Below are 13,137 nucleotides of genomic sequence, written 5' to 3'. Positions count from 1 at the left end.
GTACTTATGGTTTGGGCCGGCGCTGAGGCGGATGCCGTTCGCTGCCGAGATGTAAATTCTCCGTTATTCGATGTAACGCGACATGAATTTCGAACTGACTGGTCCATGAATCATCGCGCCCGGTTCAGCTCCGCTTTTCGTATGACGCACCGGATGCGAGTTGGGTCAAACTTGAAGTGTGACCGTTCTTATCCATTGCGAGCGCACCTTTGGCTCCTAAACTATCTACGCTGGAAGGGGATAGACAAATGAAATGCCCTCATTGCGAGTCCAAGAACACATGACACAGAGCACAGACCAACTTCTTGCACGGGCAACGCAGGCCATGCTGGATGCGCAGGATGCAGAGTCGCTTGCGCTGCTTGGCGCGGTCCTTGAGCAAGACCCGGCGTGTGCACAGGCTCACTACTTGCTGGGGGCGCAGCAAGCGCAGCTTGGAGAGCTGGGTGTGGCTGAGCAGGAATTCACGAAGGCGTTGCAGTTGGAGCCGGGGTTGGTCATGGCGCGCTTCCAGCTGGGCCAACTTTTACTGGTCACCGCACACAACAGTGAAGCGGTCCAGATGTTGATGCCGTTGTCCGAGTCGATGGACGGCGCGATCGGCGCTTACGCCAGCGCCCTGATCTCCATCGCGAACGATCATATCGAACTCGCCATTTCGCAGCTGCAGATGGGGTTGGCTCAGCCGCAGCCTCTCGCAGCGCTGCAGGTAGATATGCAGCGACTCGTACGCATGCTGTCCGAAGGTCAACAGACAGCAGAGACGATGCAGGCCGACACCGCCGACGCGTTGCCTGGCGCATCGATGCTGCTGTCGAACTACAGCCGCTATAACTGACCGATGGAACTGGGCCGGCTTTCTCCGACTGCTGTCTTGATTGCAGCGATCCGTGGTGAGACGGTGCGAGGGCGCGGTGGTATCGCTCAAGCGCCATCAACCACACGTCGGGCCGAAGCCGCGTCTGCGGTTAAACAGGCAAAGTCGACTGTGCAGCTGGAGCGTCAGTTAGTGGAGATCGTTCGCGACCTGTCCAGTGACGATCTGCCTGCAGTGCGCCGGGCGCGGCCGCTATTGATTCGACAAGTGCTGCTTTGGGAGTTCGGCCAGACATTCCGTGAGCATTCCGAGTGGGCCTCGATCATGCGGCGGATCGAAGCGCAGCTCGATGCAAACGATCCTGAGGGGCACGCCTTCGCCGGTTTGGTGCGCTCATTGCAGCGCGAGGCGTAGCGGAACGTGAGCAACAACGCAGCTTCGAACTCGACTCCTGGCGCATGGTCGCGTGATGGCATCGTGTTCCCGATGGAGGGCGCGCATACCGGCGATCTCGTGATGGCGCTTCCAGCGATTGGCGCCGCGCTCCAGCACGGCCCGGTGGCGGTGGTAGGCCTGCGGCCGAACCATTACCGCCCGCTACGACGATTGCCAATCCATTTCCGCTTCCACATCGATGGTGGGCGTGTGCTTAGGCCGCACTGGCGCACGAACATGCATTCCACCGATGTCTGGCTGCAAAGCCTGTCGCAAGATGTACGGGCGGTCAGAATGGACATCCCGACCGACGACGGACCATGGGTATCGCACCTGTTGCCGGGAGGGCCATGGATCGTATCGAGCCCCTGGGTCGATTTTGCTCCAAAGCGGTGGGAGACCGGTCGCTGGCGTGCGTTTGCACAGCATGCGGCTGATCGAGGATTTCCGGTTGCGGTATTCGGCCCGCCACAGTCGCAGGCGCTGGCCGAGTACGTCGCCGGCGATACGCACGTCAATCTGGTCGGCATGGATACGCCGGAAAATTGGCCGGCGTTATTGCGACGCGCCAGTCTGGTGGTGAGGGTGGACAGCGGCCCGTTGTACTTCTGCGATGCAATGAACATCCCCGTCATCGGGCTGCATGGACGGACCCGACTCAGCGAGGCTGGCCCCTATTGGGACAACAGCTTGTGCGTGGAAGCCAACGGGGGGTGGCGGCGGTTTCGTTGGACGCGGTCGTGGCGTCTTTCGAGCGCTGGGCTAAGGGTTTGGCGCAACCTCACGCGTCATCGGGAGCCCGTAACGCCAGCCCTAAACTAATTTCTGCGACCCGGGATTGTATGGAGGTAACGGCGAAAGAGCGCCGACCGACAATCCATTAGGAGCAGGAGCATGGTGGCAGTGTTTACGGGCAATGGACTGGGGCTGTTCGACAGTTCTCTGGCTGCCCTCGGGGCGACAACCGGTGGTACCGCCGCGCTGGGTCAAGGACGCGACCGACAATACGTCAACGTGGCTCAGGGCAATCTGGTTCTCCAGGCTGCCGACGAGCATCTGAACTTCCGTGGTCTGTCGGTCGGGTTGAACCGCACCTATAACAGTCTAGGGCAGCTCTCCGACGTTGGTGCCGATGGCTGGCTGACCGGATTCGAGCGCAAGGTCAGCCTGATCGGCACGCTCAATACCTCCGGTTCGCGCACACGCCTGCAACAAGGCGACGGCAGCAGCACCGAGTTCCAGTACGACACGACCACACGCAAGTACGTGTCCACCGCAGGCGCCGGTGCGCACGACACGCTTTCCTGGGATGCCGACTCCAAGACCTGGACCCTGACCGAGGGCAGTACACGCCGCCAGGAAATCTTCGCCGATCATGCCGATGCGCTCGCGCAGGGGCGGCTGCTGCGCATCATTGCCGGAACCACCGATGGAGGCACCTCCGCAGCCTTCGATGTGGTGTACGACGTGGATGGCCGCATCAGTGCGGTTGTGCAAGCCGACGGCACCAGCGGCAGCGATGCACTCGTCTTCTCCTACGATGCACAGGGCCGCCTTGCATCGGTGGGCACGCGCCAGGCAGGCGTGATCGAGCACCAGATCGCCTACGAGTACGATGCCCAGGGGCGGTTGACCGCTGTGGTCACCGACCTCACCCCCTGGGACGACACAGATAACATTTGGAACACGGCGGACCGTGCGGCCAACGATGGCCTCCTGTTCCGTACCGAGTACAGCTATGTCGATGCGACCAGCCTGAGGATCGCCTCGGTGCGCCAGAGCGATGGCGTGGTCACCCGTTACAGCTATCAAAGCGATGGACGTCTGGCCAGTGTTGCGCATGGCGAAGGCGCGCAAGCGCAGGCGTACACCCTGGCGTATGCCAGCGATCAGCGTCAGACCGATATCACCGATGCTGCGGGGCGTACCTGGAGCTATCGCTTCGATGCATCAGGACAGCTCCTGGAGGTCCTCGCCCCGCCCGTGAGCGGCCAGCGCGACGTCACCAGCTACACCTATGACGCGGCAGGCAACCTGCTCTCGACCAGGCAGGCACGCGGCAGTGCCGTGCTCACCCAGGTCACTTACATCTACGACGCCAGCGGCAACTTGCTGCGCGAGACCAACAAGGCCGGCGAAGTCACCATTCGCGCCTATTCGGCGCAGAACCAGCTGCTTTCCGAAACCCGCTATCTCGACGGGACCACTAATTTCAGCACCGCTGAGCCTCCCGTAGAGGGTGCGCTACGCACGCGTTACGTCTACGACAGCCAGGATCGACTTCGCTATGTCGTCGATGCCGAAGGCCGCGTGAGCGCATTGGAGTATGCGAGCAGCGGCACAGGGATCGGCCAGCTGGCAAGCACGCGCAGCTTTGCCAATGCAAGCTACGCCGGCACGACCTACACCGAGGCGGCGTTGCAGGCATGGGCTGCACCATTGTTGGCAGACACCTCGCTGGTCGAATACAGCTACGACCCGAATGGGCGTCTGGCACTGACGGTTGCCTTCGCGCAAGTGGACGCCAACGGTGCAGGTGTCCGCGATCAAGCCACGCTCACGACATTGTCGACCTACGACGGCCAGGGACTGCTGTTACGTAAGGCAACGGTACGCGGCACCGTCGAAGCACCGGTGTTGAGCGAGATCGCGGATTACTCCTACGACGGCATGGGCCGCCTGCTGGGTACCGTGCAGAGTCCCGGGACTGGCATTGGATCTACTGCCCCGGTAGTGCTTGTTGATCCAACGGATCCAGCAGATCCGACAGATCCGCCCGTCGAGCCGGTTACTCCGCCGCCAACGCGCACGACCACGTATCAGTACCTGGACAGCGTGGGACGCATCGCAATCGCACAGACTGCCGGGGCGACGCAGATCCAGGTGCGCGACAGCGCAGGGCGAACGACGACGACAGCGTTGGAAGATCCGTATGCCATCGGCGCCGCGCGCACGCAACGCTACATCTATGACGCCGCCGGCCTGCTGCGCGCATCCGAGGATGCACTAGGTGGACGCGTCTATCAGTTCTACGACGAAAAGGGCCGGCTGGCGGCGCAGGTCGATGCCACCGGCACCGTCATCGGCTACAGCTACGATGGCGCGGACCGGGTGGTCGCCACCACGGCGTATGCCAATCGCGTCACAACCTCCAGTTGGCTGGTCGACGGCCAGGTGGTCCCGACGCTGGTGTCGCAGATCGGGCTGCAGCTCGACAGCGCCAACGACCGCGTTACCCGTCGCAGCTACGACGACGCTGGCCGCGTGCTCACCGAAACCAGTGCAGTGGGTTTGGTAACCCGCTACACCTACGATGGCGCGGGACGCCTGGTTACCGCCAGTATCGGGACGGGGGCCACCGCGCGGGTCACGCGCAATTTCTACGATGCTTCGGGCCTGCTGACGGCGACGTTGGATGCAGAAGGCTTTCTGGTCGAGCGAGGCTACGACAAGGCCGGGCGACTGATCCGCACCACCGCCTACGCAACCGCGACCACGTCAACCCTGCGGACGGCCGGTACGCTGCAGCAGTTGCGTCCAGCTGCGGCAGACACGGACCAGACCACCCGTCTGTTCTACGACCGGCGCGGCAATCTGATCGGCCAGCTTGATCCGGAAGGCTACGTCACCGAATACGTGTTCGATGAGGCCGGCAACAGCCGTGCCACCTTGTCGTACTACAAGCAAGTTGCTGCATCGGCGCGCGAAGGCGACTGGGCGAGCATTCGCCAGCAGGTTGCTGCGGTGGCAGACGAATCCGCCTACCGGCAGCAGCGCCGGCAGTTCAATGGACTGGGTCAGCTGGAAACAGAGATCTCCACGAGTGGCCTGGTGACGCGTTACACGTACGACGCGGCGGGTCGTCTGGCACACACTGTCAGTGAAGACCGGCGTACAGACGAATGGGGCTGGGAAACAGTCAATACGCGGGAAAACAACCGTTTCTACAATGCATTCGGAGAGCTGACCGCCGAACTCGACGGCGTCGGCTCGGAAAAATTACTTCAGGCGCAGTCCGATCAGGAACGCCAGGAATTGATTGCCCGTTACGCAACGCATTACGAGTACGACGCGTTGGGGCGCATGATTCGCAGCACCAACCCCAATGGGGTGGCGACCTGGTTCATCCATGATGCCGAAGGGCGCTTGCGCTACAGCGCGCAGGGTATGTCCAGCGCAGAAGGCGTCAAGAATGCGCAGGCCGAAGTCACCGAATGGCGTTACAACGCGTTTGGTGACCAGACCGAGCAGATTCGTTACGTCGGCCGGCTGCAGCTGGCAGTGCCCAACAGCCGCCAGAGCCTGCAAGACGCGCTCGGTACCTTGTCTTTCACTGCCGCAAACGACGCACGCCAGCAATTTACCTACAACGCAAACGGTCAGGTCATTACTGCCACCGACACGCTCGGCGTTCGTACGCTGCAGGCCTATAACATATTTGGCCAGCTCGAACGAGTGGAGCGTGCCGCCGGCACGTCGCGTGGCATGGTCACGACCTATAGCTACGATCGTCGTGGCCTGCAGTTGCAGACCGTGCAGGACGCAGGGACGCGACGGCTCAATCTGACGCAAAGCGTTCGCTACGATGCTTTCGGGCGCGCGGTCAGCCAGACCGATGCACGCGGGGGCGTCAGCACGTTTGCCTACGACAACAATGGACGGCTCATTCAAACTTCGCGCCGTGTGGAAGGGCGCGACGAGACCACGACCACCCGTTATGACGCATTCGCGCGCGCGCTGGAAATCACCGACGCAACCGGAAACACCACACGTTTCAGCTACGACGATACGGAGCTGGAAGTGCAGACCACCTCTGCATTGGGTGTGGTGACTCGATCGCGTTACACCAAGTTCGGTGAGCTGCTGCAAGTGGAAGGAGCCAAGCCTGCCAATTACGGATACGACGCAAACGGCAGGCTGGTGTCGTGGAGAGACGGCGTGGTCAACAAGAACCGCCAGTATGACGATGCCGGGCGACTCATCTCCAGCGATGAAACCGGGCAAGTTTTCAACTATGTCTACGACGATGCCGGTAGGCAGATCGCAAGCATCCGGCCGAATTGGGGTTTCAATCCGGAAACCGGCTCTTTCGAGGTGTTGGCAAGCAGTCCTTCCACCCGTTATACATACGATGCGCTCGGGCGCCAGCTGCGCGTGGTGGATGCCAGGGGAACGGTTACCGATTTCCGCTACGACCTCTCAGGTCAATTGCTGGAGTCGATAGTCGATCCGGGCGGGCTTGCGATCAAGACCACCTACGCGTGGGACGAACTCGGCCGGCAGATCTCCGTCGTCGAGGCCGCAGGCACGACCGCGGCGCGGACTACTCTCTACACCTACGACGCCGCCGGCAGGCGCGTCAGGGAAGTAGTTGACCCGACCAAGCTCGCATTGACGACAACCTATACCTACGATGCCAACAGCAATCTCGTTGCGCGTCAGGACGCCAGCAGCAGCCTGACGCGCTACACCTACGACGAAGCCAATCGGTTGCGATTCCAGATTGATGGCGTCGGCGCTGTCACCGAGAGCCGCTACGATGTGGCGGGCCGCATTGTAGCCACCCGGACGCATGTTGCGCCGATCGCGTTGAGCAGCACGACACTGCAGGCGACAAGCGCACAGATACAGGCGCTGGTTGTACGTAACGATGCGCTGGACCAGCAGCAATACATGGTGTTCAACGCAGACGGCCAAGTTGCGTTCAACGTCGATGGCGCAGGTGCGACCACTTCGTACACCTACGATGCCAAGGGGCGCCAGGTCAAAACGACTCGGCATATTTGGCCAATCGCTATCGATAGCACCAAGAGACTGGCGCTCGAAAGCGGTGAATCGAACATAGACAGCCTTGAGGTGGAGCTGGACGGGCGCGATGCCGTCGAGTGGAAAGCGTACTACGCCAGCGGAGCCATCGCGGCGACCGTGGACGGTTCTGGCGCGGTTACGGAATTTTTCTATAATCAATCCGGGCTGCTCTCCGGACGTAGAGACTATTCCCAGAGAATAGACCTTGATCAATACACGAGCCAAGGCATAAGTAAAAGCGTGCGCGAGCGGCTCGATCTCGGTGAATATGAGGCGGATGATACAAGCGGAGACTACACGGAGTCGAAGCTCGACCTAGCGAACAACCAAGATTATGGCTATCGCGAGGTGGGCTACATCCGCGACGGGGCTGGTCGGGTCATTTACGAGCTTCAGACAATCAGCGAGTATCGCTTTGGTTATCGAGACAATGGAAAGCTTTCGGTAAAGTCATATGCGTATACCGCGACAGGTGAGCTGTCGTCTGAAATTGTTTATGGCCTGGGCATCCAGGCTCCGGGCGATGGCGGTAAGCCGATCTTGGGAAATTCCTGGATCGATGTCGGGCAGCGATTGGAAAGAGAGCTGGCAGAGCTTGGTCCGTCTGAAACCAGGGAAAACCTGATCCGCCGTCGAGACTATTACTACGACGCTGCAGGCAGGCAGCGTTTTGCGATCGATGCAGGTGGCGCGGTCACCGAGCAGAAATACGATGCGATGGGGCGCGTGATTGACAAGCGTAGCTACGCAACGTTGCTGGCTACCGCCCCCGCAACATTGGCCGAGGTTGAGGCAAGTGTCGCCGATGCCACCAATTACCAAGGCGGAACGTTCCGTTACGATGCTGCCGGGCGTGTGATCTCTCAGGCAGATCGCTTGGGCAAGGTCGAGTTCTTCGGTTACGACGGCGCAGGGCGCGTGGTTCGGCACCAGGATCGCAATGGTGCGGTCTGGAACTACACCTACGACGCTGCCGGCAATAAGACGGCCCAAATCAGCCCATCCGTCGCGGTCGCAACCGCTGACACATCCGGAACCGTGACCAGCGTGCAGCGCAGCCTCGTCACCCGTTATACCTACGACGGGCAGGGCAATGTCACTTCGATGATCGAGGATGCCGATGGCGGCCGTCCGCGCGTCACGCGCTACGAGTACGACAACCGCGGTCACCAAATCCGTATCATTTTCCCCGACGCCGGCCGCTTGGATGCAGCTGGTCAGTTGGTGGCATCCGGCGAGAACGCTACCGTCGAGGTCACGTACGACGCGTTCGGCAATGCGGTCATGCAGAAGGACGTGCGTGGCAGGTACAGCTACAAGGCGTACGACATCCAGGGGAAGCTGGCCTATGAAGTGGATTCGGAAGGTTACGTCACCAGCTACGCCTACAACGCTTTTGGTGAGCAGTCGCGTCTGACGCGTCATGCCTACGCTGCGGGCATATCGACCGATCGTCCTATCGAAAATCCGGAAACCATCAGCAGGTATTTGCAGTGGGTGGATTCCAGCGAAGATCGGACCGTATATACGTTCTACGATCGTGCGGGCCGTAAATCGAGTGTCGGCACGATGCCGCCTCTGAGTCCCCCAGCACTGGCAAGAGCGTCCGATGAGATGCAGGCCACGTCCTGGGCCCAGGAGCCAGTTGAGGAAGATCTGAACTGGAACGCGACTTCACGCACAACATTTTATTACGATGCTTTTGGAAATCTAAGAAAAGAAGCCGTTCTGCTCGAACGTAATACCTGGGGCAACTACAGCGACCTCGGGTACGGCACGTATGCGATGACGTACCACGTCTACGACGAAAATGGCCGTGAAGTGAGGCGGACGGATCCGGAGGGCTATGTCACGACCTACGAGTACACGGCGACTGGTCAACTTGCCAAGCAGATCGAATATGCCAACCCGATCGTCGAGGGCGACCCTGAAGATTTGCCTGGCGTTGATCCGTCCGAACGCGATCGCAGCACCACGTATGTATACGATGCCTTGGGACGCAAAACCTCTGAGACGGTGACCCGTCGTGCGCAAGACAGACTCGGCACCGCAAGTGTAGGCCAGCTTAGCAATAACTACAGTTACGATGCGGAGGGTCGGCTGACCCAGTCGCGCATCAACAGCCAGACCGTCAACATGGCTTACGATGCGCTCGGTCGCATGGTAGCCACGCGTGAAGGCGACCGTACCGTGGTAAGCGCGGCCGCGACGGGCTTGCTGGAGAGCGGTGACTTTTCCGGGATAGACGACGCCAAGCTTTACCAAACCGTCACTCCCACGACGAACATGCGCTACGACGCATTCGGCAATCTGGTCGAACAGTCCAGCGGTGCCGACGGTGCGGGCTGGGTCACCCAGACGTTCCGCTATGACTGGCAGGGGCGCAATGTCTGGCAGCGCGATGTACTGGGCAACGAGCTGAGCCGCACCTTCGATGCCGCGGATCGCGTATTGGAAGAGCGGCGCAAGATCAGCTATGCGGCTTTCTCGCAGTCCCAGACCGGCAAGTTTAACTACACCTGGCAGGCGGCGGCCGAGCTTGGCGATTGGGCCTGGCTCAGTACGCGCTATAGCTACGACAACACCGGGCACCAGTTAAGCAAGCAGTCTTTCCGCGAGAGCTTCGCTGGTGGCGAAAGCATGGGCGCGGTGGTGGAGGCCAGCGAACGGGCGGCCTACAACGCGTTCGGCGAAATCGTGGCCAAGGATTTCCTCGCTGCATCCGAACTCGATTACACGATCGAATACGGTTACGACGATCGGGGCAATATTACGTACTCGAACGCAGATGGTGTGCAACGACGCTTTAGCTACGATGCCGGCAATCGTCAGATATCCGAGTCACATTATGTTGGCGATTCCAGCTGGCAGTCGCAGGGCGGCCGCTATGTAGAAACCTCGCTCGAGCTGGACCGCCTTGGCCGTGTCCGCACCCGCACGCGGCTAGGTGAGGGCAACGGAGAGATATCTCCAAATGTAGTCACGCAGCACGCCTATGACCGCTGGGGCAACCAGACGTGGGTAATCGATGCCAAGGGCAATGAAACCTTGTTTGCCTACAATGATGCCAACCAGCTGATCTCGCAGACGGCGCCGGAGGTCAAGGTGGTGTCGGCTGCCGGCGTGACGACTTACGAGCGTCCGGTGATGCGCTGGTTCTACGACGCAGTGGGCCAACTGGTCGGTACACGCGACGCCAACGGCAATGGCCGTCGTTATACATACGACATCCGTGGCCGGATGACGAGCGAAGAAGATGCCGGCGGTGGCATCACGCGTTATCGCTACGACGCGCTGGGTCGCCAGACGCTATCGTCCGACGCGGATGGCACCCTGACCCTCAAGCAGGTGGATGCGGCAGGTCGGGTGGTCTCGGTGTGGGCCGATAACGGCAACAAGGCCGATGGGCAACGCAGTTGGCAGGAGATGGAGCGCTACGTGCTGGACCAGGACGGCAATCGCCTGGTCAGCATCGACGGCAACGGCAAGGTGACCAAGGCCTCCTACGACAGCCAGGGCCGAATGATCCGTTCGGAGAGCGCTACCGGCGTGGTGATGGAGTACGCCTACGACTTGCGTGGTAATAAGATCCTAGAGCGCAACGCGCTGGCACGGGCCAATCGTGACACCGGGGAAGAGGGCTCGGACTGGAAGATTGATCGTGATGGCCAGCAGGTCTACTTCGATGAGAAGACCTGGGAGTACGACGCATTTAATCGCGTCATTGACCACAATGACCTGAGTGGTCTGGACTACGATTACACCTACGACCGGGAATCCGGTCAGCTACTGTCGGTGTCGATCAGCGATAGGCCAAGAGAGTTCTTTAAGGCAGCAAGTAGCTCTGCGCAGATGGAACAGGAACCCGAGTTCCCCGGTGAGCCGGGTGAGCCGGAACCACCGGCGCCCAATTACGTGGAAAGCCAGCGCAATTATTTCTACAACGCAGACGGCCTTGTTGCACGCGTCGAAGAACCAAGCACCTCGTACGATCCCGCCACCGGGGAGCGCCGGATAAATACAACACGTTACGAATACGACGCCAACGGCAACCGCACGCTGGAAGAAACCACCAGCTACGATGCCAACAACCAGTTGTTGCACGTCTCCACACGCACCAGTTACGACGCGCACAACCGCATCGAGCGTGTGATCCAGGACGACCTGTTGGCGCAGCGCCGTCTATTGGATGTGCGTTATTCCTATGACGCCGTGGGCAATCGCCGCCTGGTCGAAATGGGTAGCGCGTTCAACCCGGCGGGTGAACAGCCGTCCAATGCGAGCTTCGAGGACGGCAATCGCGGCTGGACGTCAGGCGAAGGTTGGGTCATCAGCCAGCGGGGCGCAGGCGGTGCCTCAACCACCGGCACGTGGGGTGCTGAGTTCAAGGGTTCCAACAAGGGGCCGCAAAGTATCACCAATAACAAGCGGGTTGAAGTAACGGCGGGTCAGACGATTACGGCCAGCGCCATGGTCCAGCAGGGCGCTTCGGCCGCGGGCGCTGCCACGGCGCGCGTACTGGTGATCTGGTACGACGCTGCTGGCAACATGCTGCCAGGCGGCGAGGGCAAGTCGTGGAGTGCGGGCAACCTGATCACAAGCGGCTCAGGTGGCAATTGGGGCAAGTCTGAGGTAACTGCCGTCGTCCCGCCGGGCGCAGTCTCCATGTCCATTGGCGGCAGCGCCAACAAGCGCGTCAATACCAGCTCGTTGTGGATGGACGATTTCCAATGGATTATCGGCCCCATCCCCAACCCGGCCCCGATCAATGCCGGGATGGAGCAGGGCAGCACCAACTGGGACCTGGGCGAAGGATGGACGATTGGCCAGGAAGGCCCTAGCGGCGATGCCTATACCGGCACCTTCAGCGCGCAATTCAATGGCTCTAATAGCGGCCCCAAGACCATCACCAACCAGGAGCGCGTGCCCGTGGTGCCGGGCAAGAGCGTCACCGCCAGCGTGATGGTGCAGCAGGGCGCCTCCAGCGCAGGCGATGCCTCTGCGCAGGTATTGATCGTCTGGTACGACGCCGACGGCAACATGTTGCCCGGTGGCTTGGGCTCGTCGTGGTCCTCGGGCAATGTGGTGGACAGCGGCTCCGGTGGTGCCTGGCACAAGTCCTCGGTCACCGCCACGGTGCCGCCGGGTGCGGCCTTCATGACCATCGGTGCGAGCGCCAACAAGGGCGCCGGCGGCAACCCGTTGTGGGTGGACGACTTCCAGTGGACCTATACCCCGGTCGAACCCGGCATCAAGGAGCTGCCGGTCGACAAGGCGTACTGGTTCGACTACGACAAGGAAAACCGCGTCACGGTCAGCAACGGCGTACTGCAGGCCGGCAGGATCGTCATTGCCAACGACGACACCAGCTCGCTGCAGAGCTACGACAAGGATGGCAAGGTCACCTTGCGCCAGTCCTACGACAACGGGGTGCTCAAGCGCCAGCAGTTGTTCTATGACGACCAGGGCCGGGTGGTGCGCATCGTGCAGACCTTGCCCGACAACGTCACCCGCCTGCTGGAAACCAGCCGCTACGACGCCTCCGGGCGCCTGCTGGAGCGTCGCCAGTACGCCGATGACGGCTCGGCCAAGCGTATCGATGTCAGCAGCTACGATGCCGATGGCCGGCTGATCAGCCAGACCGCCTACGGCATCCCGATGGGCGGGGTGTATCAGCCGGTGGACGAGGACGGCAACCCGCTGCCGCTGCCCGACGACGGCCTGGAAGGGCTGCAGCTGCTCAGCGTGGTCAACTACCAGGACGGCACCGCCGCCACCGGCTACGACGCCGCCGGCCGCCTGCGCGGCTACCGCTACTCGCTGGTGCGCAACGAGCAAGGCAGTGGCATGACCACGCCAGAAGGTTATACCCACACCTACCGCTACACCTACCAGGGCGCGGAGACCTACCTCACCCAGCAGGTCATCGGTACCAGCACACACAAGGACTTCAAGACCAGCAACAGCACCAGCACCTACGATGCCTGGGGCAAGCTGCTGTCGGTGCGCGAGAACACGCCGGGTGGCAAGGTCGATGACCGGCTGCGGTATTTCACGATGGATGCGGAGGGCAACAT

The 13,137-nt window shown here is 61.2% G+C and carries 4 protein-coding genes; all 4 read left to right on the top strand.

What is annotated here, in order from left to right; translation table 11 throughout:
• Positions 1-280 precede the first annotated feature (280 nt).
• Complete coding sequence (locus XaplCFBP3123_RS19910; RefSeq protein WP_104535599.1) at positions 281-838, top strand: hypothetical protein; 558 nt, start codon at positions 281-283, stop codon at positions 836-838.
• A gap of 3 nt (positions 839-841) precedes the next feature.
• Positions 842-1,231, top strand: coding sequence for a hypothetical protein (locus tag XaplCFBP3123_RS19905; protein ID WP_104535598.1), 390 nt, complete (start codon positions 842-844; stop codon positions 1,229-1,231).
• A gap of 6 nt (positions 1,232-1,237) precedes the next feature.
• Complete coding sequence (locus XaplCFBP3123_RS19900; protein ID WP_253254260.1) at positions 1,238-2,074, top strand: glycosyltransferase family 9 protein; 837 nt, start codon at positions 1,238-1,240, stop codon at positions 2,072-2,074.
• Positions 2,075-2,146: 72 nt separating this feature from the next.
• Positions 2,147-13,137: LysM domain protein (locus XaplCFBP3123_RS19895; RefSeq protein ID WP_104535597.1), on the top strand; the 10,991-nt coding region annotated here is incomplete at its 3' end.

Origin of the sequence: Xanthomonas arboricola pv. populi (genome assembly GCF_002939945.1) — a bacterium.
GTDB classification, from domain to species: Bacteria; Pseudomonadota; Gammaproteobacteria; order Xanthomonadales; family Xanthomonadaceae; genus Xanthomonas; species Xanthomonas arboricola_A.
Note: the sequence above shows the minus strand (reverse complement) of the source record. Positions and strands in the feature narration are given on the sequence as shown.